Origin of the sequence: Arthrobacter sp. Edens01 (assembly GCF_001307035.1) — a bacterium.
Classification (GTDB): Bacteria; Actinomycetota; Actinomycetes; order Actinomycetales; family Micrococcaceae; genus Arthrobacter_B.
The window spans coordinates 1,003,327-1,026,668 of the sequence record NZ_LKIU01000005.1 but is presented as its reverse complement, the minus strand read 5'-3'; the positions used below and the strand labels follow the sequence as shown (position 1 = coordinate 1,026,668).

Annotated in this window: 17 protein-coding genes and 2 tRNA genes; 6 read left to right on the top strand and 13 right to left on the bottom strand. The window is 63.9% G+C overall.

The window, feature by feature from the left end:
- The 4 genes from AO716_RS10925 to AO716_RS10910 all read right to left on the bottom strand — a co-directional run bounded on the left by AO716_RS10925 (position 1) and on the right by AO716_RS10910 (position 6,889).
- Entirely contained in the window at positions 1 to 1,380 is a 1,380-nt protein-coding gene (locus tag AO716_RS10925) for a bifunctional folylpolyglutamate synthase/dihydrofolate synthase (protein WP_055240878.1), read from the bottom strand.
- Positions 1,380 to 4,682 (bottom strand): isoleucine--tRNA ligase, encoded by a 3,303-nt coding sequence (gene ileS, locus AO716_RS10920; protein WP_235472064.1) that lies wholly within the window; start codon positions 4,680 to 4,682, stop codon positions 1,380 to 1,382. The genes AO716_RS10925 and ileS overlap by 1 nt, the downstream gene beginning before the upstream one ends.
- Before the next feature lie 325 nt (positions 4,683 to 5,007).
- Positions 5,008 to 5,751, bottom strand: a complete 744-nt coding sequence (locus AO716_RS10915; protein ID WP_055240876.1) for an SDR family oxidoreductase — start codon at positions 5,749 to 5,751, stop codon at positions 5,008 to 5,010.
- A 325-nt stretch (positions 5,752 to 6,076) separates the two neighbouring features.
- On the bottom strand, positions 6,077 to 6,889 hold the full coding sequence (locus AO716_RS10910; RefSeq protein ID WP_055240875.1) for a DUF559 domain-containing protein: 813 nt from the start codon (positions 6,887 to 6,889) through the stop codon (positions 6,077 to 6,079).
- Positions 6,890 to 7,168: 279 nt separating this feature from the next.
- Here AO716_RS10910 and AO716_RS10905 point away from each other — a divergent pair, with 279 nt between their 5' ends.
- The gene (locus AO716_RS10905; protein ID WP_055240874.1) at positions 7,169 to 7,612 is read left to right on the top strand and encodes a PGPGW domain-containing protein; all 444 of its coding nucleotides are present in this window, start codon (positions 7,169 to 7,171) and stop codon (positions 7,610 to 7,612) included.
- Here AO716_RS10905 and AO716_RS10900 read toward each other — a convergent pair.
- Complete coding sequence (locus tag AO716_RS10900; RefSeq protein ID WP_235472063.1) at positions 7,585 to 7,953, bottom strand: DUF488 domain-containing protein; 369 nt, start codon at positions 7,951 to 7,953, stop codon at positions 7,585 to 7,587. The genes AO716_RS10905 and AO716_RS10900 overlap by 28 nt on opposite strands.
- 112 nt (positions 7,954 to 8,065) lie before the next feature.
- On the opposite strand from AO716_RS10900, the gene valS reads away from it, so the two are divergent.
- Positions 8,066 to 10,681: a valine--tRNA ligase gene (valS, locus tag AO716_RS10895; protein WP_055240873.1), complete on the top strand. Its 2,616-nt coding sequence runs from the start codon at positions 8,066 to 8,068 to the stop codon at positions 10,679 to 10,681.
- Between the two features lie 63 nt (positions 10,682 to 10,744).
- Here valS and AO716_RS10890 read toward each other — a convergent pair whose 3' ends face one another.
- The 6 genes from AO716_RS10890 to AO716_RS10865 form a co-directional block, all read right to left on the bottom strand.
- Positions 10,745 to 11,356 carry a hypothetical protein gene (locus AO716_RS10890; RefSeq protein WP_055240872.1) on the bottom strand — a complete coding sequence of 204 codons (612 nt, stop codon included), beginning with the start codon at positions 11,354 to 11,356 and terminating at the stop codon, positions 10,745 to 10,747.
- 63 nt (positions 11,357 to 11,419) lie between these two features.
- The gene (clpX, locus tag AO716_RS10885) at positions 11,420 to 12,712 is read right to left on the bottom strand and encodes an ATP-dependent Clp protease ATP-binding subunit ClpX (RefSeq protein ID WP_055240871.1); all 1,293 of its coding nucleotides are present in this window, start codon (positions 12,710 to 12,712) and stop codon (positions 11,420 to 11,422) included.
- Positions 12,713 to 12,945: 233 nt separating this feature from the next.
- Complete coding sequence (locus AO716_RS10880) at positions 12,946 to 13,617, bottom strand: ATP-dependent Clp protease proteolytic subunit (RefSeq protein WP_055240870.1); 672 nt, start codon at positions 13,615 to 13,617, stop codon at positions 12,946 to 12,948.
- A gap of 48 nt (positions 13,618 to 13,665) precedes the next feature.
- The gene (locus AO716_RS10875; protein ID WP_055240869.1) at positions 13,666 to 14,280 is read right to left on the bottom strand and encodes an ATP-dependent Clp protease proteolytic subunit; all 615 of its coding nucleotides are present in this window, start codon (positions 14,278 to 14,280) and stop codon (positions 13,666 to 13,668) included.
- Positions 14,281 to 14,582: 302 nt separating this feature from the next.
- Positions 14,583 to 15,935 carry a trigger factor gene (tig, locus tag AO716_RS10870; protein WP_055240868.1) on the bottom strand — a complete coding sequence of 451 codons (1,353 nt, stop codon included), beginning with the start codon at positions 15,933 to 15,935 and terminating at the stop codon, positions 14,583 to 14,585.
- Between the two features lie 55 nt (positions 15,936 to 15,990).
- Positions 15,991 to 16,064 (bottom strand) — tRNA-Pro (locus AO716_RS10865).
- 139 nt (positions 16,065 to 16,203) lie between these two features.
- On the opposite strand from AO716_RS10865, the gene AO716_RS10860 reads away from it, so the two are divergent.
- A tRNA-Gly gene (locus AO716_RS10860) sits at positions 16,204 to 16,274 on the top strand.
- Between the two features lie 68 nt (positions 16,275 to 16,342).
- Here AO716_RS10860 and AO716_RS10855 read toward each other — a convergent pair.
- Positions 16,343 to 17,233 carry an Fpg/Nei family DNA glycosylase gene (locus AO716_RS10855; RefSeq protein WP_055240867.1) on the bottom strand — a complete coding sequence of 297 codons (891 nt, stop codon included), beginning with the start codon at positions 17,231 to 17,233 and terminating at the stop codon, positions 16,343 to 16,345.
- The gene (locus AO716_RS10850) at positions 17,233 to 17,709 is read right to left on the bottom strand and encodes a ribose-5-phosphate isomerase (RefSeq protein WP_055240866.1); all 477 of its coding nucleotides are present in this window, start codon (positions 17,707 to 17,709) and stop codon (positions 17,233 to 17,235) included. Before AO716_RS10850 ends, AO716_RS10855 begins: the two co-directional genes overlap by 1 nt.
- A 227-nt stretch (positions 17,710 to 17,936) precedes the next feature.
- Between AO716_RS10850 and AO716_RS10845 the strand changes: the two genes are divergently transcribed.
- From AO716_RS10845 to AO716_RS10835, 3 genes are all read left to right on the top strand, one after another.
- The gene (locus AO716_RS10845) at positions 17,937 to 20,087 is read left to right on the top strand and encodes a zinc-dependent metalloprotease family protein (RefSeq protein WP_055240865.1); all 2,151 of its coding nucleotides are present in this window, start codon (positions 17,937 to 17,939) and stop codon (positions 20,085 to 20,087) included.
- Between the two features lie 137 nt (positions 20,088 to 20,224).
- Positions 20,225 to 22,777 (top strand): aminopeptidase N, encoded by a 2,553-nt coding sequence (gene pepN / locus AO716_RS10840; RefSeq protein ID WP_055240864.1) that lies wholly within the window; start codon positions 20,225 to 20,227, stop codon positions 22,775 to 22,777.
- Positions 22,778 to 22,849: 72 nt separating this feature from the next.
- Entirely contained in the window at positions 22,850 to 23,317 is a 468-nt protein-coding gene (locus AO716_RS10835; RefSeq protein ID WP_055240863.1) for an OsmC family protein, read from the top strand.
- Positions 23,318 to 23,342 lie beyond the last annotated feature (25 nt).

Sequence of the window (23,342 nt, the reverse complement as noted above, 5' to 3'; positions counted from 1 at the left end):
TTACTTTCCGAGAAGGGTGCGCGCTTCCGCGACCACCGTGATGGAACCGATGACGAGCACTCCCCCGGCGAGGTCGTTGTTTTCCTCCGCCTTGGCCACAGCCCACTCGATCGCATTGTCCAGGCCCTGTTCAACCTGGATGTCCTCGTCGGCAAATCCGGCGTCCACGGCGTCCTGAACAAGTTCATCCGCCGGGATGGCCCGCGGCGAGCTGGACTGGGTGAGGCAGATGCCGGTGACGATGTCCCCGAGTACCTCATGCAGTTCGGCAAGGATCCCGACGGCGTCCTTTTCTGCCAGGATGCCCACCACCAGTACCAGCGAAGACAGGTTGAAGGACTCAAGCACTGCCTGGGCACTCACCTTGGCGCCGGCCGGGTTGTGCGCAGCATCCACAATGATCGTCGGTGCTGTGCGGACAACCTCCAGCCGGCCCGGAGATGTCACCGTCTGGAAACCGGTACGCAGCAGTTCGACGTCGAGTTCCTTGTTCCCGCCGCCAATGAACGCCTCCAGCGCGGCGACGGCAACTGCGGCGTTCTGCGCCTGGTGCTCGCCATGCAGCGGCACCAGCAGGTCCTCGTAGCGTCCGGCCAGCCCGTTGACTGTCACCATCTGGCCGCCAACGGCCATGGTGCGGGACTCAACGCCGAACTCGATTCCTTCGAACCGGAACGGGACTCCTGCCTCAGTGGCCTTCTCCAACAGGACCTGCGCAGCTTCAACCGGCTGGGCGGCACTGACCAGGAAGCCGTTTTCCTTGATGATCCCGGCCTTCTCCAGGGCGATGTCCGCGACGTCGTCACCGAGCAGCTCGGTGTGGTCCAGCGAAATAGGGGTCACCACGGAAACGGCGCCGTCGCCCACGTTCGTGGCATCGGTGATGCCGCCCAGGCCAACCTCGATCACGGCCACGTCCACCGGTTCGTCCGCGAAGACCGCGAACGCCAGGATCGTGACGCACTCGAAATAGGTGAGCCGGGGTTCCCCCGCGGCGTCCAGTTCGGCGTCGACCATCTGCAGGTATGGATGGATCTCGTCCCAGATCCGGACGAAGGTCTCGTCCGCCACCGGTTCACCGTCGATGCTGATGCGCTCGGTGACCTTGGTCAGGTGCGGGCTGGTGTAGCGGCCGGTGCGCAGCCCGTAGGCGCGCAGGCCGCCCTCGATCAGCCGCGCCGTCGAGGTCTTGCCGTTGGTCCCCGTGATGTGGATGATCGGGAACGCCTTGTTCGGCGCGCCCAGGATTTCCATGGCCCGGAAAAGCGGAGCCATGCGCGGCTCCATCTTGTTTTCCGGGGCGCGGCTGAGCAGCTCAGCGTAGACGCTTTCCACGGAGAAACCGTCAATGGAGCCTGACGGGGTGTCTTCAGTGCTCATCAGATCTTCTCCACGGTCACGATGTACTTGTCGGTGTCCTTGTCGTTGTCCTTGACCGCCAGGTCGCCGACAACAATCAGCTCCGCCGTAAGCGTCTCGGCCTTGATGAGGCTGACGTTGGCTTCCAGCGCGGCCGCGTCGGCCTCCGTTGTGGAGATGGTAGTGCGGATCCGGTCGCTGATGTGCAGGTCTGCGTCGCGGCGGGCCTGCTGGATGGCGCGGATGGCATCGCGTGCGGTGCCCTCGGCGGCCAGCTCAGGGGTGACCTCCGTGTCCAGGACCAGGAAGCCCCCTCCGGGCAGCACTGCAACTGCCTTTGAGGATTCGCCCTCTCCGGACTCCACGACGGTTTCCAGTGTGTACTCGTGCTCCTGGAGTTCCAGGCCGCCGGCAGTCACCGTGCCGTCTTCCGCTACGGACCAGTCCCCTGACTTCGAGGCCTTGATGGCCGTCTGGACGTTCTTGCCCAGGCGCGGACCCGCTGCGCGGGCGTTGACGACGAGCTTCTGCGTGATGCCGAACTCCGCGGGATCCGCGGCACCTGCATCAACAAGACGGACGGACTTGAGGTTCAGTTCATCGGCGATGATTGCCGCGAAGTGGCCTTCGAGCGCCTCTGCGTCCGGTGCCACCACGGTCATGCCTGCGAGCGGCAGCCGCACGCGGAGGTTGGCGGCCTTGCGAAGCGAGGAACCGACGGAGGCGATCTTCCGGGTCAGGTCCATCCGGGCCACCAGGTCCGGATCCCGCGGGAAGGCACCGGCTTCGGGCCAGTCAGTCAGGTGCACGGAGCGCCCGCCGGTCAGGCCGCGCCAGATCTCCTCGGAGACCAGGGGAAGCAGCGGTGCTGCCACCCTGCAGAGCGCTTCGAGGCAGGTGTAGAGCACATCAAAGGCCTGGGTGTCTTCGTCGAAGAACCGGGTGCGGCTGCGGCGGACGTACCAGTTGGTGAGCGTGTCCATGTAGGCACGCAGCATTTCGCAGGCGACGGACACGTCATAGGTGTCCAGCGCCGTCGTCATGTCCCGGATGAGGTCCCCGGTGGCGGCCAGCATGTAGGTGTCCAGCGGCTCGGTGGACTCGTGGCGCAGTGTTGCCTCATAGCCGGCGCCGTTGTTGGCGGCGTTGGTGTAGAGGGTGAAGAAGTGCCACACGTTCCACAGCGGCAGGATGACCTGGCGGACGCCGTCGCGGATGCCCTGTTCGGTGACAACCAGGTTGCCGCCGCGCAGGATCGGGGAAGCCATCAGGAACCAGCGCATGGCGTCGGAACCGTCGCGGTCCAGGACCTCGGAAACGTCCGGGTAGTTCCGCAGGGACTTGGACATCTTCTGCCCGTCCGAGCCAAGCACGATGCCGTGGCTGATGACGTTGCGGAATGCCGGGCGGTCAAAGAGAGCCGTGGCCAGGATGTGCAGCGTGTAGAACCAGCCGCGGGTCTGGCCGATGTACTCCACAATGAAGTCGCCCGGGTTGTGGTGCTCGAACCAGTCGGCGTTCTCATGCGGGTAGTGCACCTGGGCGTACGGCATCGAACCGGAGTCGAACCATACGTCCAGCACGTCCTCGACCCGGCGCATGGTGGACTTGCCGGTGGGATCGTCCGGGTTGGGGCGCGTCAGTTCATCGATGAACGGACGGTGCAGGTCCGGCTGGCCTTCCTTGTTCAGCGGCAGGCGGCCGAAGTCGGCTTCCATCTCCGCGAGGGAACCGTAGACGTCGGTGCGCGGGTAGTTGGGGTCGTCCGAAACCCACACCGGGATGGGACTGCCCCAGTACCGGTTGCGGCTGATCGACCAGTCGCGGGCATTTTCGAGCCACTTGCCGAACTGCCCGTCCTTGACGTTCTCCGGGATCCAGTTGATCTCCTGGTTCAGCTCGATCATGCGGTCCTTGATCTTGGTGACCTCCACGAACCAGGAGGACACTGCCTTGTAGATCAGCGGGTTCCGGCAGCGCCAGCAGTGCGGGTAGGAGTGCTCGTAGCTGGCCTGGCGCAGCAGGCGGCCTTCGGACTTGAGCTCGCGGGTGATCGGCTTGTTCGCCTCGAAGACCTGCAGGCCGGCGATTTCGGACAGCGGCCCTTCGCCGAACATGGGCAGGAACTTGCCGCCTTCATCGACGGAGAGGATGACGGGGATGCCGTTGGCTTCGCAGACCTTCTGGTCATCTTCACCGTAGGCCGGAGCCTGGTGGACAATGCCGGTGCCGTCGGTCGTGGTGACGTAGTCGGCCACAACGAACTTCCAGGCGTTGGACGTGCCCCACTTTTCGGCGTCGGCGTAGTAGTCCCAGAGCGGCGTGTAGCGCAGGCCTTCGAGTTCCTTGCCCGTGTGCACGGAGGTGACGGCGGCACGGGCCGCATCGGCGTCGTCGTACCCCAAATCCTTGGCGTAGGAAGCGACGAGGTCTTCGGCCAGCAGGAAGCGGCCTTCACCGGCTGTTCCCTGATCCACCAGGGTGCCGTTGGGGCCGGCGGGCACGACGGCGTAACGAACGTCCGGCCCGACGGCGAGGGCCAGGTTGGTGGGCAGCGTCCACGGCGTGGTGGTCCAGGCGATGGCGTTGACGCCCTCGAGCTCGGCGGAGAGCACGTTGTCCCCGGCGATGATCGGGAACGTCACGGTGACGGTCTGGTCCTGGCGCATCTTGTAGACGTCGTCATCCATGCGCAGCTCATGGTTGGACAGCGGAGTCTCGTCCTTCCAGCAGTACGGGAGCACCCGGAAACCGCTGTAGGTCAGGCCCTTTTCATGCAGGGTCTTGAAGGCCCAGATGACCGACTCCATGTACTCGACGTTGAGCGTCTTGTAGTCGTTCTCGAAGTCCACCCAGCGAGCCTGGCGGGTGACGTAGTCCTGCCATTCACCGGCGTACTTCATGACCGAGGCGCGGCAGGCATCGTTGAACTTGTCGATGCCCATCTTCTCGATCTGGACCTTGTCACTCATGCCGAGCTGCTTCATGGCTTCCAGTTCAGCGGGCAGCCCGTGGGTGTCCCAGCCGAAGCGGCGCTCAACGCGGTGTCCGCGCTGGGTCTGGTAGCGGGCCACCAGATCCTTGACGTAGCCGGTGAGCAGGTGGCCGTAGTGCGGCAGGCCGTTGGCGAAGGGAGGGCCGTCGTAGAAGACAAACTCGTTGGAGCCATCTTCGCCGGCGGGCCGGGCGTCGATGGAGGCCTGGAAGGTGCCGTCCTCGTCCCAGTACTTCAGGACCCGTTCTTCGATCTCGGGGAACCTGGGAGAGGAGGCTGCTGCTTCGGCGGATTCGCCGGTGGAGGCCTTGGGGTAGATCTGTGGCATGTTCGTCATCCTGGTAGCGGCAAATGAATCTGGCTGTGAAACAGGATGCGAGGGCGAACTTGTCTTCCCGGCGCGAACGCCGGGGATAAGCCGCGGTACCACCTCGCTTGCCGCCGTCGTACGCCCAATCCTGATGGGTGCGCGCCGGCTGCCGCTCGTTGACTGCTGTGACGGGCTTACCCGTCCGGTTCTACTAGGCGCATTCAGTTCTGCTTGAGTTCTGCACTGTTCTTCCGGAAGCTCACCGGTGATGGCCGGGTCAAAGCTGCTTGGGCCAGTTTAGGCCACGGCCGGGGCTGATGTCGAAGCCCCGGCCTGCGGGAGGCTAGCGGCGGATCACCTTGTGCTGCGCAGCCTGGGCCACGGGACGGATGACCACCTGGTCGAGGTTGACGTGGTGCGGCGCGTTCAGGGCGTAGGCCATGACGTCTGCAACGTCCTCTGCCGTGAGGGGCTTTTCGACGCCGGCGTAGATTTTCTCCGCGGCTGCTGCGTCGCCGAGCCGGTTCAGGGAGAACTCCTCCGTCTTCACCATGCCCGGCAGGATCTCGATGACGCGCACGTTGTGTTCGGCTTCCTCCAGCCGCAGTGCCTGGGTCATCGCCTGTTCCCCGGCCTTGGCTGCACAGTATCCGGCTCCGCCTTCGTAGGCTGCGAGCGCGGCGGTTGAGGTGAGCATCAGGATGGAGCCGTGCCCGTTGTCCCGCAGTGCCGGAAGGAAGGCCTGGGTCACGTTGAGCGCGCCAAGCACGTTGACGTTGTACATGTTTACCCAGTCTTCGGGCTTGCCTGCCGCTACCGGGTCCATGCCGAAAGCGCCTCCGGCGTTGTTGACGATGGCGTCCACTCCCCCGTCTGCCAGCACCTCGCGGGCCATTGCATCCACGGACTGGCGGTCGGTGACGTCGCAGGCAACGATCCGGGCGCCGGTTTCCTCTGCCAGTTCCTGCAGGCGTTCCCGGCGGCGGGCGACGGCGATGACGTCCCAACCTGTCTTCCGCAGGGCACGGACTGCTGCCGCACCGATTCCCGAGCTTGCTCCGGTTACAACCACGCGCTTGTTCGTCATGGGAGCAACCCTAGCGAACTTGTGTTGCCTGCGGCCCGGTGCGGGTCGTGCTGTGTCGCGGCGGTGGGCTGTCTCGCTGCGTCGCGGCGGCCAGGCTACGCGGGTGACGGGGCTGCGTGCTCAGCAGGCTCGTGGCGCCCTGGGCGGCGCAGTTTCCCAGCCCTCGTTACCGGTGTTACCCGTGAGGTCCCACTGGCTGCCGTATACAACGACGGCTGGGAATCCGTGCGTCTCCGCCCGTAGTTTCCGGGGAACTGCTGGGGCCGAAACCCCACCTCATTTGCAGCACCAAGCCGGAGCCGATGACCGGACCGGAGCGTCCATTTCAGGCTCTAGCAGCCGCTGCTCGGACTAGCCGGACGAACTCCTCCGGGTTCCGAAGGATCATCTCGGCAGTGATGCGCAGGGTAATGAATCCCTGAGCCGTGGCACGGTTCCATCGATCCCGATCCTTACGGTACTCATTCCGGCCGCTGTGAAACTCATAGCCGTCTATTTCCACGATGAGCCGTTCGCCAACCAGAAAGTCCACGCGCCCCACACCCGCAACCATCACTTCCCGCTGAACCGGAAGCCCTGCTGCCCATAAGTGGTAGCGGGCGCAGACCTCCAGCGGTGAGGCCGTCTTCCGGCTCGTTCCTTCCAGAAGTGCACGGACGCGCCAGTCCTGCGGCCGATTGAAGGCACGGATAAGCGCCGACTTTGAGACGGCATTGCGGGCAACAGCTGATTCGGCAATCAGCAGCGCATCAAGTTGCGGAAGACACCGGAATGCGTCCAGGACTATGGCCGACGGCGAACACACCAGCCTCGCCGCTGACCTCCTGCCCCGGTGGAGATGGATTCCGGGGCCATGGACCGACTTGTCAGCACGCAAATGCAGCCCGTCGGGCCGATTCAGTACCCACCACCCCTGCACATCAGCCGCAGACACGCATGTCAGGGACATCCCCAGCGAAGCGGCGGCAACCAGCTCTGCGGGCGCACCCTCCAAGCGGTAGTAGCCCCGGCCCGCACGCTGCAGCAGTCCACTGCGTTCAGCGGCCGCTACCTTGGAGCGGCCAAACCCATTGGCGGCGAGCGCTCCGGTGCTGATCACTCCGTAATGGATTTGGCAGACTGCCTCGATAGCATGCACAGATCCAGACTGCCGCCCGCGCTGGGTCCGTATGCTGTCCACGGATGCATAGGTGGAAAGAGAATCGTTCGAGGAGCGGTTCGGCCGGCTGTGCAGGGACGGACGACGCCGGTGGACGGCTCCGTGCGCACGGATTCCCACCGCCCGTTACCCACAACCACCTGCGGGACCACACAAGCAACACCCGCAACGACGACTGGGAAACCATGCACGGCCAACCCCTCCGCCGACCGCCCCGGCAGTATCGGTCCGGGGCAGACGTTATGCGAAGCTGGAAGCATGCCGCGCACTGACAGAATCCCCGCCTGGGTCCGCCGCACGGGCATTGAAGTGGCCGGCTGGACCCTGATTGCGCTCGGAGCTGTCGCCCTGGTGCTTCCCGGTCCGGGCCTGCTCATGCTGGTCGCCGGCCTGGCAATCCTGTCCCTTCGCTACCACTGGGCCAGCCGCTGGCTGCATCCCGTGAAAGTCCAGGCCTTCCGCGCGGCCGAACAGGGGGTGCAGTCCTGGGGCCGGATTGCCGTTGCCCTGACCAGTGCCCTGACGCTAATCGCTGCCGGTATCACCTGGGGACTGTGGCGCAGGGTGCCCTCGTGGTGGCCGCTGGAGGACACGTGGTGGCTTCCGGGCGGCTGGACCACGGGAACGGCACTTATTCTCTCCGGCTGCATTGCCATCGCCCTGGTGGTGTACAGCTACGTGAAGTTCCGGCCCAGCAAGTAGTCCCGCAGCACCACCGCCTCGTTCTCCTGCTCGTTCCGCGTGCCGTACAGCAGCACCGTGTCCGGCCGGGAAGCGCAGGCGGCCGCGAAGTCAGCTACGGCGTCGTTATCCTCCAGCTCCTGCGTGTAGCGCTCCACGAAGCCCTGCCACCTCTCCGGCTGGTGCCCAAACCACTCCCGCAGCTCTGTACTGGGTGCTCCTTCCTTGAACCACTCGTCCAGGTCAGCCCGCGCCTTGGAGACCCCGCGCGGCCAGAGCCGGTCCACCAGCACCCGGAAACCGCCGTCGGGCTCTGCATAAATGCGCCGCACGCGCACCTGGGACGGATACATTTCAGCCATGTACCGGATGCTAGGCCGCTGCAGGTGCCCCCGGAAGGGGCCTGCGGCAACGGGAGTTCGCAGACCACGACACAGATGACGAGGGCACCGGCACCCGTGGGAGAATGGCACCATGGCTGACAATATCCCGGGCACAGACACGCCCGCTGCGACCGTTTCCGTTCCTGACAAACCCGCCCTGGAAGGGCTGGAAGAGACCCTTAGCCGCCGCTGGCGCGAGGAGGGCACGTACGCCTTTGATCCCGACACGGTCCGGGATGAGGTCTACTCGATTGACACTCCCCCGCCGACTGCTTCAGGTTCCCTGCACGTAGGACACATGTTCTCCTACACGCAGACTGATGTCCTGGCCCGCTACCAGCGGATGAAGGGCAAGAACGTCTTTTACCCGATGGGCTGGGACGACAACGGCCTTCCCACCGAACGCCGGGTGCAGAACTACTACGGCGTCCGCTGCGATCCGACCAGGCCGTACGATCCCGATTACCGTCCGCCGGCAACGGCCCCAAAGAACCAGCGCGACTTCGACGTCATCTCCCGCCGCAACTTCATCGAACTCTGCGAAGAGCTGGCTGTGGAGGACGAAAAGGTCTTCGAGAACCTCTTCAGCACCCTTGGCCTGTCCGTCGACTGGACCCGCACTTACCGGACCATTGACGACCACTCCCGCGCCGTCAGCCAGCGAGCCTTCCTGGAGAACCTGAAGGCCGGCGACGCCTACATGGCCGAAGCCCCCACCCTCTGGGATGTCACCTTCCGCACCGCTGTAGCCCAGGCCGAGCTTGAGGACCGCGAGCAGCCCGGCGCGTACCACAGGGTCAGCTTCCACGCCCCGGACGGCGAAAAGATCTACATCGAGACCACCCGCCCGGAACTGCTCCCCGCCTGCGTGGCGCTGGTGGCACACCCCGACGACGAGCGCTACCAGCGTCTGTTCGGCACCACGGTGAAGTCCCCGCTTTTCGACGTTGAGGTTGAAGTCAAGGCGCACCCGCTGGCCAAGCCGGACAAGGGCTCGGGCATTGCGATGATCTGTACCTTCGGCGACCTCACTGACGTCACCTGGTGGCGTGAACTGAACCTGCCCACCCGCGCCGTGATCGGCCGCGACGGCCGCATCCTTGCGGACACCCCGGAATGGATTCAGACTGACGCGGCCCGGGAAAACTACGCCGCCGTTGCCGGCAAGACAGTCTTCAGCGCCAAGGAAGCCGTCGTGGAGATGCTCCGCGAAAGCGGCGACCTGGACGGCGAACCGAAGAAGATCACCCACCCGGTGAACTTCTTCGAAAAGGGTGACAAGCCGCTTGAGGTTGTCACCAGCCGCCAGTGGTACATCCGCAACGGCGGACGCGACGCGGACCGCCGCGAGGCCCTGATCGCCCGCGGCAAGGAAATCGACTTCCACCCGGCGTTCATGCGCTCCCGCTACGAGAATTGGATCGAAGGCCTGAACGGTGACTGGCTGGTGTCCCGCCAGCGCTTCTTCGGTGTGCCGGTTCCGGTCTGGTACCCGCTGGATAACTCCGGCAACCCGGACTACGACAACCCAATCCTGCCTGCCTTCGAGGCACTCCCGGCTGATCCGGCTGCCGACCCGGCGCCGGGCTACGAGGAGTCGCAGCGCAACCAGCCCGGCGGCTTCATCGGCGACGCCGATGTGCTGGACACCTGGGCAACCTCGTCGCTCACCCCGCAGATCGTGGGCGGCTGGGGTGTGGACGAGGACCTGTTCTCCAAGGTCTTCCCGTTCGACCTGCGCCCGCAGGGCCACGACATCATCCGTACCTGGCTGTTCTCCTCCGTGGTCCGCGCCGACGCGCTGCAGCACGCTGCCCCGTGGAGGCACGCCGCCATCTCCGGCTGGATCCTGGACCCGGACCGCAAGAAGATGTCCAAGTCCAAGGGCAACGTGGTGGTCCCCACCGATGTGCTCAATGAATACGGGTCCGACGCCGTCCGCTACTGGGCTGCCTCGGCCCGCCTTGGCGCGGATACCGCTTACGAGATCGCACAGATGAAGATCGGCCGCCGGCTGGCCATCAAGCTTCTGAACGCCTCAAAGTTCGTGCTGAACCTCGGAGCCACAGAGGCGAATGTGGTCAAAGATGATGCCTCGGCTATCACCAACCCGCTGGACCAGTCCCTGCTGGTGCAGCTGGTGGACGTGGTGAACAACGCGACCAAGGCGTTCGACAGCTACGACTACGCCCGGGCGCTGCAGATCACCGAGTCCTTCTTCTGGTCCTTCACGGACGATTACGTGGAGCTGATCAAGGACCGCGCCTACGGTGCCGCAGGCGACGCGGAGCAGGCCTCCGTGCTGGCCACCCTGGCCACCACCCTGGATTCGCTGCTTCGCCTGTTCGCCCCGTTCCTGCCCTTCGCCACCGAAGAGGTCTGGAGCTGGTGGCGCGCCGGATCCGTCCACCGTGCTTCCTGGCCGGAGGTTCAGGGTCTGTCCGCCGGTGTCACCGGAGCCGACGCCGCAATCCTGGGAACCGTTGCCCAGGCACTGGGCGGCATCCGCAAGGCCAAGTCCGAAGCCAAGGTCAAGCAGCGCACCGAGGTCCTCAATGCCACGGTAACCGCCCCGGCTGCCCTGGTTGAGCGGCTGCGTGCCGGCCTGCCTGATCTGCTGGCAGCAGGCAACGTCCGGAACCTTGAGCTGAAAGCCGCCGACGCCGAGCTGACGGTAAGCGACGTCGAACTGGCGCCCGCAGAGTAGGCAGCAAAAACACAAAGTGCCCGGCCGGATCATTCCGGCCGGGCACTTTATGTTTAGCGGCTCTTAGCCGAACTGCGGGTTCTCGGTGCGGCTGCGCTTGATTTCGAAGAAGTGCGGGTTCGAGGCCAGCGCGAGTGCGCCGTCGAACATCTTTCCTGCCTCTTCCCCGCGCGGGATTCGGGTCAGGACGGGACCGAAGAAGGCGGTGCCGTTGAAAGCGACCACGGGGGTGCCGACGTCGTCGCCCACCTTGTCGATTGCTTCCTGGTGCGAGGCACGCAGCTGGGTGTCGAACTTGTCTGTAGCGGCGACGTCGGCCAGTTCAGCCGGCAGTCCAACTTCGGCCAGAGCCTCTGCGATTACTGCGTCGTAATCCTTCATGCCCTGCACGTGGATGCGGGTGCCCATGGCGTCGTAGAGCTTCTTGATGTTCTCCTGGCCGTGCAGTTCTGCTGCGGCGATGATGACGCGGACCGGACCCCAGGCCTTGTCGATGCGGGCGCGGTAGTCCTCGGGAAGGTCCCGTCCTTCGTTGAGGACGGAGAGGGACATGACGTGCCATTCGGTGCGGACGTCGCGTACCTGCTCGACTTCACCCATCCAGCGCGAGGTCACCCAGGCGAACGGGCAGGTGGGATCGAACCAGAAATCGGCAACAGCAGTATTCTCGGGCACAGGCTTACTCCTCGTTAAGAATTGGTGCGGACGGAATCATGTCCCACGTGCGCCAGCGCGCAATCAGGCTGACTTATTCCGCCGCTTCGCGATGACGTCGTGGGAAATGAGCGTTGGTTCAGCCTTCTCCGTCACGGCTTCCCGGGTGATAACCACGCGGGCAATGTCCTCGCGGCTGGGAAGATCGAACATGACCGGCAGCAGCACTTCCTCCAGGATGGCGCGCAGTCCGCGTGCACCGGTGCCCCGGCCCAGAGCCTGATCGGCGATGGCGTCCAGCGCCTCGGGTTCAAAGACCAGTTCGACGCCGTCGAGCTGGAACATCTTCTGGAACTGCTTGACCAGCGCGTTCTTCGGCTCGGTGAGGATCTGGATCAGCGCTGAGCGGTCAAGGTTGGAAACGGTGGTGATGACCGGCAGGCGCCCGATGAATTCGGGGATCAGACCGAACTTCAGCAGGTCCTCGGGCATAACGTCCGCGTAGGAGTCGGTGTCCTTGTTGGTTTCGTTCAGCGGCGCACCGAAACCGATGCCCTTGCGGCCTGAGCGGGAACCGATAATCTCCTCCAGGCCTGCGAACGCACCGGCCACGATGAAGAGGACATTCGTGGTGTCGATCTGGATGAATTCCTGGTGCGGGTGCTTCCTTCCGCCCTGGGGCGGAACGGAGGCCACGGTGCCTTCAAGGATCTTCAGCAGTGCCTGCTGGACGCCCTCACCCGAGACGTCGCGGGTGATGGAGGGGTTCTCGCTCTTCCGGGAGATCTTGTCGATCTCGTCGATGTAGATGATGCCCTGCTCGGCCTTCTTCACGTCGTAGTCAGCGGCCTGGATGAGCTTGAGGAGGATGTTCTCAACGTCCTCGCCCACGTAGCCGGCCTCGGTCAGCGCGGTGGCGTCAGCGACGGCGAAGGGCACGTTGAGCCGGCGGGCAAGGGTCTGCGCCAGATAGGTCTTGCCGCAGCCGGTGGGGCCGATCAGCAGGATGTTGGACTTGCCGATCTCGACGTCCTCGGTGCCTACGGCGTCCGCCAGGTTTCCGGTGCCGCGGGAGGCGTGGCCGGCCTGGATGCGCTTGTAGTGGTTGTAGACAGCCACTGCGAGGGAACGCTTTGCCGGTTCCTGGCCAATAACGTATTCCTGCAGGGAGTCGAAGATCTCGCGGGGCTTGGGGAGGACGAAGGAATCGCCTTCGCTGGTCTCCGAAAGTTCCTCTTCGATGATCTCGTTGCAGAGTTCGATGCACTCGTCGCAAATGTAGACGCCGGGGCCGGCGATAAGCTTGCGCACCTGCTTCTGGCTCTTTCCACAGAAAGAGCACTTAAGCAGATCTGTGCTCTCACCAATGCGAGCCATAATTCAGTCCCCTTTAGATGGTCCCCGACGGCGGTAGCCGTGCCGAGGAAAAAACGTGCCGGAAGGAAAACCATGCCAGTCAACCATGATCCACTCTAGGACACTTGGTTGGGGTAATCAGCAATTCCGAAGCCGTGGTGCGCCCTTTTTACGAGCCTCAGGCCATCCGGCGCGTTTGGTGAAACAGCAGCCGTCCCCGCCCAATGACGGGCAGGGACGGCGCAGTGTTGGTTCTAGCTCTTGTTGATGGCCGGGGTCTTGATCTTCCGGGAATCAAGAACCTGGTCAATCAGGCCGTATTCAAGTGCTCCAGCGGCGGTCAGGATCTTGTCCCGCTCGATGTCCCGGTTGACTTCCTCAGACGTCTTGTTCGAGTGCAGGGCCAGGGTGTCCTCCAGCCAGGTACGCATCCGCATAACCTCAGCTGCCTGGATTTCCAGGTCAGAGGCCTGTCCGCGCTCTCCGCCGCCAAGCGCAGGCTGGTGGATCAGCACGCGGGCGTTCGGCAGGGCCAGCCGCTTGCCGGGGGTACCGGCAGCGAGCAGCACGGCCGCAGCGCTGGCGGCCTGGCCAAGGCAGACGGTCTGGATCTCGGGGCGGATGTACTGCATGGTGTCGTAAATGGCCGTCATGGCCGTGAACGAGCCGCCGGGAGAGTTGATGTACAGCGTGATGTCACGGTCCGGGTCAGTGGATTCAAGGACCAGCAGCTGGGCCATGACGTCATCTGCCGAAGCGTCGTCCACCTGCACGCCGAGGAAGATGATGCGGTCCTCGAAGAGCTTGGTGTACGGGTCCTGGCGCTTGAAGCCGTAAGGCGTGCGCTCTTCGAACTGCGGCAGTACGTAACGGCTGGTCGGCATCTGCGGTGCCGCGCTGCCCGGTGTTCCAAAATTGTGGTTCATTGCTTTTACTCCTGAAGTCTGTGGTGCGCTGGCCGGTTGGCGGCTGGGTTAGCCCTGCTCGCCGTCCTGGTCCTGGTTGGTTCCGCCGCCGCCGGTGACGCCGCCGGCGTGGGCAGAGATCTTGTCGAAGAACCCGTAGGCCAGGCCTTCTTCTGCGGTGAACCACTTGTCGCGGTCGTTGTCCTTCAGGATCTGCTCAACAGTCTGTCCGGTCTGCTCAGCGGTGAGCTCGGCCATGACCTGCTTCATGTGCAGGATCAGTTCGGCCTGGATCCGGATGTCCGAAGCCGTGCCGCCGATGCCGCCGGAAGGCTGGTGCATCAGGATACGTGCGTGCGGGGTGGCGTAGCGCTTGCCCTTTGTTCCCGAGGACAGCAGGAACTGCCCCATGGAAGCTGCGAGGCCGGTGGCAACGGTGACGACGTCGTTCGGAATGAACTGCATGGTGTCGTAGATCGCCATGCCGGCCGTCACGGAACCGCCGGGAGAGTTGATGTAAAGGAAGATGTCCTTTTCCGGATCCTCAGCCGAGAGGAGCAGGAGCTGGGAGCAAATCGCGTTGGCGTTGTCGTCCCGGACTTCCGAGCCGAGCCAGATGATCCGTTCCTTCAGCAGCCGGTTGTAGATGTAGTCATCCCGGCTGGCCGGGTCCACAGTAGCCATAGTGGGTGTGCTGGGTGCATTTGCCATACTGAGTGACCTCTCGCTCTGGCGGAAATTCCGGGCCGGGTGCATTTTGATGCACCGCGTCTGGCTACCGCCGTTTATCTCTTCTTGGACACTAACCGTTCCCGCTGCCCTTTTGCTCCCGTTACGCGCACTGTTCGCTGACGGCGCACGGTGCGAGACGGCATGCCAGCACCTGCAACGCCCCTTGTCGCCTGCGGCTTAAACGCAGGAAGCACCGCAGCATAGTGCTGCGGTGCTTCCTGCATACGGACCGGAGGTGACCGGTCCGGTAAAGACTAAGCCTTCTCTTCGCCTGCTTCTTCGGCAGCCTCGGTCTCAGCGGCTGCTTCTTCACCCTCGGGGCGGACAAAAGCGGTCAGGTCGACCTCGGCACCGGCGGTATCGGTTACCTTGGCCAGTTCCAGGACCTTGGCGAGGGCCTTGCGGCGGCGGACTTCGCCAACCATCATCGGAACCTGGCCACCCTGGTCAATCAGCTGGGCGAACTGGTTCGGGTCCATGCCGTACTGGCCGGCCATGGAGACGATGTAGTCGATGAGTTCGTTCTGGTTGACGCCGACTTCTTCCTTGTCCGCGACAGCGTCCAGGATGATTTCGTTCTTGAACGCCTGTGCGGTGTTCTCACGGATTTCTGCACGGTGCTCTTCGGTGTCGTGGTCTTCACCGGCGGCGTGCGCAGAGTCGGAGTTGAAGTGCTGGTCCAGCTGCTCTTCAATGACGGACTCCGGAACCGGAACCTCGATCATTTCGAGGAGCTTCTCGAGCACCTTGTCGCGGGCCTCGACACCCTGCTCCATGACCTTGGCTTCGGCGGCGCGCTTGGCCAGGTCTTCGCGCAGTTCAGCGATGGTGTCGAATTCGCTCGCCAGCTGGGCGAAGTCATCGTTGGCCTCGGGCAGCTCGCGCTCCTTGACGGCCTTCACGGTAACGGTGACCTCGGCGTCGGCACCTGCGTGCTCACCGCCGGCCAGCTTCGTGGTGAAGGTGGCGGACTCGTCCACGGACAGACCGGTGACGGCCTCATCCATGCCTTCGAGCATGGTGCCTGCGCCGACCTGGTAGGAAAGGTCGGAAGCGGAGTCGACCTCTTCGCCGTCAACCTTGGCAACGAGGTCCATGGTCAGGAAGTCGTTTTCGGCGGCGGGGCGGTCAACGCTCTTCAGCGTGCCGAAGCGGCCGCGAAGTTCGTCCATTGCCTTCTCGATGTCGGCATCGCCTGCTTCTGCGGGCTCAACCGTGACCTCGATGCCGGCGTAGTCCGGGAGTTCGACCTCGGGACGGATGTCCAGTTCGACGTTGAAGACCAGCTGGCCTTCGTCGGACGTGGGATCGGGAACTTCGCTGATCTCGACCTCGGGACGGCTCAGCGGACGGATGCCGGTTTCCTGCACTGCAGCCTGGTAGAAGCCGTTCAGGCCTTCGTTGATGGCGGTTTCCAGGACGTAGCCGCGGCCAACGCGCTGATCGATGAGCTTGTTGGGGACCTTGCCCTTGCGGAAGCCCGGGACCTGCACCTGGGTGGCGATGGTCTTGTAGGCCTCGTCGATGCTCGGCTTCAATTCCTCAAGCGGAACTTCTACGTTGAGCTTTACCCGCGTGGGTGTGAGGTTTTCTACAGCGCTCTTCACAGCGTTAGTTCTCCTGAGGGTTCTTGGGTTGGTCTGCACCGTCGTTTATACAGAGTCGGGGTGACAGGATTTGAACCTGCGACTTCCTGCTCCCAAAGCAGGCGCTCTTCCAAGCTGAGCTACACCCCGTCAGTGCACCTGACAGCCTACCGGCATTGACTGGCACATGCACAATTCCGGGACGCACCGACCTTGCCTGAGGACGGGAAGCCGCCGATTGTTCATCCGCCGAATTACCGTGCTAAGGTAAATCCTGCCTTACGGCGCCGGGGATGTAGCTCAATGGTAGAGCCTCAGTCTTCCAAACTGATTACGCGGGTTCGATTCCCGTCATCCCCTCGGACAAACAAACTCAAAAGGCCCCTGGTTTCCAGGGGCCTTTTTTGTTGTCCGCTGCAGTTTGGCTCCTACTCAGCCTGGCAGGAAGGGCACCAGTAGAGTTTCCGTGCAGCAAGTTCCGTCAGAGCCACCGCCGTGCCGCAGATCCTGCAGGGCAGTCCCTGCCGCCGGTAGACGTAATGCGCCTCGGATACCGGCACCGGAAGGCGGGGGTCCTCCCGGTGTTCCGGCCTGGTGGTGATTATCCGTCCGTCTGCAACGCCGTCCGTCATGACGGACACGACATCGTCCCAGAGCCCCTGAGCCTGTTCCGGGCGGATCTGTGTACCCGTGTGCCACGGCGAAATCCGCTGGCGGAAAAGCACTTCGGCCCGGTAGACGTTTCCGACGCCGGCCAACACCTCCTGGTTCATCAGCAGCGCAGCCACCGGTGTCCGCCGGCGGAGCAGCCTGCTCTGGAACTCCAGTGCACTGTCCTCCCCTGCATTCAGGGGGTCCGGCCCAAGCCTGGCCAGCACGGCACGGCGTTCGGGATCGGTAATAACGTCACAGGCCGTGGGGCCGCGCAGGTCTGCCCAGCCATGGTCCGAGACCAGCCGCACCCTGACCGCACCCTTGGGCGGCGGCGGGCCCGCGTAGGGGGAGGCATCGCCGTCGTCCGCCGTCTCCTGCTCCCCCACCCGGCGGGGTGCGCCGATACTGGAGGCTCCACGGAAGGTGTCGTCCCCGCCGAAGTCGAAGGCACCGTAAAGGCCTAGGTGGATACGCAGGAACAAGTCATTCCCGAACTCCAGGAACAGTTGCTTCCCGTGCGCCTGGGCCCCGGTCAGGACCTGTCCGTCGAGCTTCGCCGCGCCGGCGGCAAACCTGCCCTGCGGGCTGGAGACCGCCAGCCGCTGGCCGGCAAACACCGAGGTGAACTGCCGGGCCAGCCGGTGGATTGAGTGACCTTCAGGCATTAGCGGGCCGTGATGGCGCCGTTTGCCTCGTACTCGGCAATCTGTGCAATGCGGCGCACGTGGCGCTCGGCTCCGCTGAAGGGTTCGGCGAGGAAGGCATCGATAATCTCGGTTGCCTCAGCCAGGGTGTGCTGGCGGCCGCCGACGGCGACGACGTTGGCGTTGTTGTGCTGGCGTGCCAGGCGGGCCGTGTCCAGGTTCCAAGCCAGGGCAGCCCGGATTCCACGGACCTTGTTCGCGGCGATCTGCTCTCCGTTCCCGGAACCGCCGAGAACTATACCGAGCGCATCCAGGCCGGCTTCCTGGTCTGCTGCTACTGCCTTGGCTGCGTCAATGCAGAACCCGGGGTAGTCGTCTTCGGCGTCATATTCCTGCGGCCCGTGGTCCACCACTTCGTATCCTGAAGCCGTGAGGTGTTCCTGCAGGTGGGAGCTGAGTTCCAGCCCGGCATGGTCTGTTGCAATGTGGACGCGCATGATTTCCGTTCATTGATGATGGGTGGCGGAACTGCCAGACACCAGCTTAACTTTTGCGGGATTCGGTCCCAAACAGGTAACACGGAGCTCATCTGTGCCGATAGCAGCACAGGCAAGTGGTTTCGCTGGGAACGTCTCGTCCGTCGGCAGGTCCGGCATTGGAGTGTTCCCGGCGGAACCACGTCCACACGCCAGTACCGCCGTAAACGCTATGCAAGGATTCACCATTGAAAATCGGAAAACTCGCTCTTCTTGCAACCTTGACGGCGGCGCTTGCCTTCGGAGGCCTTCCGGCTGCGAACGCCGTGGCGACGGCGCCTGCAATCCCGCCGGAAGTCCAGAATCCCCTGGTTCCTTCGGCAACTGGTGAGGCAACCCCGGAGGGGACGGAGCTACCTGACGAGGAGGCGTCTGAGGCGCCTGCTCCGGAGACTCTCGATCCCGCACCCGTCCCTGCGCCCAGCGAAGCGGTTGCCCCTGTCCCGGAGCCCCACCCGGCAACGGAATCGGAGACAGCCGGTGCGGAGGATGACGGATACGTTTATGTCCCCGTCGGCGAAGGGCATGTTGTTCCGGGACCTGACACCCCGCTGGTCACGGAGGAAGACGGCAGCATCCGCTCGGTAGTCGAGTCAGAGCACGAACACGTCGAACCCATGCTGGCTCGTGGCGGTGCCGCAAGCATGCTCGCGGCACCGTCAAGGGCCGGGAACATCAAGGTGACCCTGGTGCGGGCAACCGTGCGCGGCAACGGGAACCTGATCAGCCTGCCGTCCGCAAGAAATTCCATTACCAGCGCCAACAACTACTGGCGTTCCATGTCCAACGGGCGCCTGTCCATGTCCATCGCTTCCGAACGCGTCCACTACAGTTCCACCGCGAACGCCAATGACGACTACGCGGTGATGATGAACAAGATCGCCAAGGAACTGAAATGGGTCGACAACCCCTACACAGCCCTGGTGGTCTTTGTGCCGACGGCAGACCTGAAATCCGGCGGCTACGGCGGTATCCTGGGCGGCGGCTGGACCGTCGGCGGAACCGCCGGACGTATCTTGATGCCCGCCCCGTCGTCCTTCACCAACAACGTTGTCACCCACGAAGTCGGCCATGTTCTTGGTCTGCTGCACGCCAACAGCCTCCAATGCACAAACGGACACCAGGACGTGGGAAGCGGAAACGGCGGCCGCTGGACCGACGGCGCGTGCAGCAGCCGCGAGTACGGGGACACAACGGACCTGATGGGATCCGCCCAGTACAACCAGCCGGTAATCAACTCCTATTTCTGGGACGCCGGCAGCTTTGGCCGCGGAAACGAAATCGCTGACGCCGGGCGGGCGGGAACCCCGCGCACCTATACCCTGCGTCCCTGGGGCGGCACTGCCGCCAACCGGGCGGTGAAGTTCACCGATCCACAGTCCGGAGACACCTACTACATAGAACTTCGCCAGCCGGCCGGTTATGACCAGTACCTGCAGTCAGGGCCATCCGGGAACCGCGGCGTGAAGATCGTTAAGGCGGACAAGGCCAACTCCTGGGCGGTGAACTCGCTGATCATCCCGCCCTCCACCCGGCCATTCGCGGGTTACTACAACGGCAATCATGCCTGGCAAGCGGGTCAGACCTTCACAACGCATACCGGAACAACGGTAAAGATCAACTCCGTCTCGGCGTCGTCTGCGTCAATTACTGTCGCCGCCAAGTCAGCTGAATGGCACCTGCGCAACAGCGGCGCATCGGCCATCCCCTTCGGCAGCAGATCCGAAGAAGTACTGAGCTGTGACTGGAATGGTGACGGAGTTGCAAGTCCTGCATCGTTCCGCGCAGGTAAGTGGACTGTTAGGAGCAACAACTCTTCATCCGCAGGCACGTCCGTGTTCTATTTCGGTGACACCGGTGACCAGCCAATATGCGGTGACTGGGACGGGGATGGAAAGGACACGCCCGGCGTCTACCGGCAGGGCAAGGTATTTCTGAGGAATTCGAACAGCAGCGGCCCCGTAGATGGCACCTTCTACTTTGGACAGCGGGGGGACATCGCAATTACCGGTGACTGGGATGGGGATGGATGTGACACCTTGGGCGTAACCCGCCCCGAGGGCCGGAGCAACCGCTTCTATCTCACCAACAGCAATATACGGCCTGCCACGCACGGCACATTCATATACGGCAACGCCGGCGACGTTCCCGTCGCCGGCGACTGGAACGGAGATGGGTTCTCCTCCGTAGGGGTGCACCGGGGAAACAGATGGTACTTGAGTGACAGTAATCTGCGTCCCGTGGCGCATCATGAGTTCGCGTACGGCAATCCCGGCGATCGGCCCGTCACCGGTATCTGGAAACGCGGGCAGGGAACGGGAGTCGGGATAGTCCGCTAACGGCGTTCTTTCCCGCGCCACTTGGCAGAACCGCCCTCAGTAAGAGATTGTTGCAATTGTTACTTTTGACGCCGGGGCTGACTCACTGACAGCCCCGGCGATATCTCTCCACTTCGAAAGGCTCTTCCTTGCCAGGTATGAATCTCACCCGTGCTGAAGCGCGTGAACGGGCGGAACTGATTAATGTCGAGTCCTACGACATCAATCTGGATCTGACCCGCGGCGACGAGGTCTTTGGCAGCACCACGGTGGTGCGCTTCGGCGCACAGCCCGGAGCCTCCACCTTCATTGACGCCGTCACTTCCAAGGTCCACCGGATCACGCTCAACGGCGTGTCCCTGGATCCGCAGGAAGTCTCCGACGGCGTGCGTATCCAGCTTCCCAACCTTGCCGCGAGCAACGAACTGGTGGTTGAAGCGGACGCCTTCTACATGAACACCGGCGAAGGCCTGCACCGTTTCGTGGACCCGGTGGACAACGAGGTCTACCTCTACTCACAGTTCGAGGTACCGGACTCGCGCCGCATGTTCGCTGTGTTTGAGCAGCCGGACCTAAAGGCAACCTTCCGGTTCACGGTGAAGGCCCCGGAGCACTGGGACGTCATCTCCAACTCCCCCACCCCGGAACCGGTCCATGCCAGTGCCGAGGACTCCGGCAGCCCAAGTGCCACCTGGTCCTTCGAGCCGACGCCGCGGATCTCGTCCTACATCACAGCCCTGATCGCAGGCCCGTACCAGTCCGTCCGTTCCGAGCTGACCAGTTCCGACGGCCGCACCATTCCACTGGGCGTCTTCGCCCGCAAATCCTTGATGGAATACCTCGACGCCGAGAACATCTTCGAGCTCACCCGGCAGGGCTTCGAGTTCTACGAGTCCCAGTTCGGCACCCCGTACCCGTTCGAGAAGTACGACCAGCTCTTTGTGCCCGAGTTCAACGCCGGAGCCATGGAGAACGCCGGAGCCGTCACCTTCCTGGAAAGCTACGTCTTCCGCGGGCGTGTGCCCGATGCAACTGTTGAGCGCCGTGCCATCACCGTCCTCCACGAGCTGGCCCACATGTGGTTCGGCGACCTGGTCACCATGCGCTGGTGGAACGACCTGTGGCTGAACGAGTCCTTCGCGGAGTTCATGTCTGCCCTGGCCGCTGCAGAGGCCACCGAGTTCAAGCAGGCATGGACCACGTTCGCTTCGATGGAAAAGGCCTGGGCCTACCGCCAGGACCAGCTTCCGACGACACACCCCATCGTCGCCGAGATCCGTGACCTCGAAGACGTACAGGTCAACTTCGACGGCATCACCTACGCCAAGGGCGCCTCCGTCCTCAAGCAGCTGGTGGCGTGGGTTGGCCAGGACAAGTTCATGCAGGGCGTCCGCGAGTACTTCGGCAAGCACTCGTGGGGCAACACTGAGCTCTCCGATCTGCTTTCGGAACTTGAAACCGCCAGCGGCCGGGACCTCAGCGACTGGTCCGCCAAGTGGCTTGAAACAGCAGGCGTGAACACTCTGCGCCCGGTCATTGAGGCGGACGACGACGGCGTAATCACCTCCTTCGCTGTCGCGCAGACTGCGATCACTGAGTACCCGACGCTTCGCCCGCACCGGCTGGCCGTTGGTTTCTACAACACTGCCGAGGACGGCAAGCTGCGTCGCACCCACCGCGTTGAACTGGACGTCGACGGTGAACTCACCGAAGTTCCGGATCTGGCCGGCCTTAAGCGCCCGGACCTGATCCTGCTTAATGACGACGACCTTGCCTATGCCAAGATCCGCCTGGATGACGCTTCCTGGCACCTGGCCACCCGCCGTCTGAGGGACATCGCCGAATCGCTTCCGCGCACTCTCGTTTGGGCCTCGGCCTGGGATGCAACGCGTGACGGGGAAATCCCGGCCCGCAACTACGTTGAACTCGTCCTGCAGAACATCGCTTCGGAGTCCGACTCATCGGTCGTGCAGGTCCTGCTGCGCCAGCTGGCCACGACGCTGACGTTCTACGTGGCACCGCAGGACCGCGAACCCATGAGCGCGGCGGCAGCCGACAGCCTATGGGAACTGGCACGCGGTGCAGCACCCGGCTCTGACTCGCAGCTTCAGTTCGTCAAGGCCTTCGCTTCCCATGCCCAGACCCCGGAGCAGCTGGACGAGGTAGCAGCCCTGCTTTCCGGCGACCTGGTCCTGGACGGCCTGGAGGTTGGCTCGGACCTGCGCTGGGAACTGCTCACCGCACTCGTTGCCGGGGGCCGGATGGGCGAGGCGGAAATCGCCGCCGAGCTGGAACGGGATGCTACGGCAACCGGCCAGCTGGCCGCAGCCGGTGCCCGTGCAGCCCTGCCCTCAGCAGAAGCCAAGGCTGCCGCCTGGGATGCCATCGTGGTTCGCTCGGATCTGCCCAACGCCGCCCAGCGGGCAGCGATCGGCGGCTTCAGCCGGGTCCACGACACCGGTCTCCTGGAACCGTACGCCGAACGCTATTTCGACTCGCTGCGCGATGTGTGGGCCACCCGCACCCATGAGATCGCCCAGCAGATCGTTGTGGGCCTTTACCCGGCCCGCCTGACGACCCAGGAGACCGTGGACCGGACAGACGCCTTCCTGGACTCGCTAGGGGATGAAGCACCGGCCCTGCGCCGTCTGCTGCTCGAAAACCGCGACGGCGTGGTCCGTGCCCTCAAGGCACAGGCCGCCGACCACTAACGCAGCCAGCCGCCGTCGTGCGGGATCCCGTCCGATCCGCCGGACCGGGGTCCCGCACGGTAGCTTAAAGCTGTGAACCTCTCAGAACACCGCTACGGCGTCAGCCTTGAATGGACCGGGAACCGCGGCACCGGTACGCAGACGTACCGCGGCTACGGCCGTGACCATGTGCTCCGCTCCCCCGGCCTGCCGGATCTGCCCGGCACGGCTGATCCCACGTTCCATGGCGACCGGGACCGTTGGAATCCGGAACAGCTCCTGCTCTCCGCCCTCACCCAATGCCATATGCTGTCCTACCTTCATGTGGCGGTGAGGAACGGCATCAGCGTCACCTCCTATGAGGACAATGCCGAGGGCACGCTGAGGCTCAACCGCGACGGCAGCGGAGAGTTCACCTCCGTCCTGCTGCGTCCCAGGGTCCGCATTGGCACCGGCGACCCCGTTCTGGCTTCCTCACTGCATGATGAAGCACACCGGCTATGCTTCATCGCCCGCAGCGTGAACTTCCCGGTGGAACACGCGGCCCTCACGCTGGACTGAGGTCCCTTCCACAGATCCTGCTGCA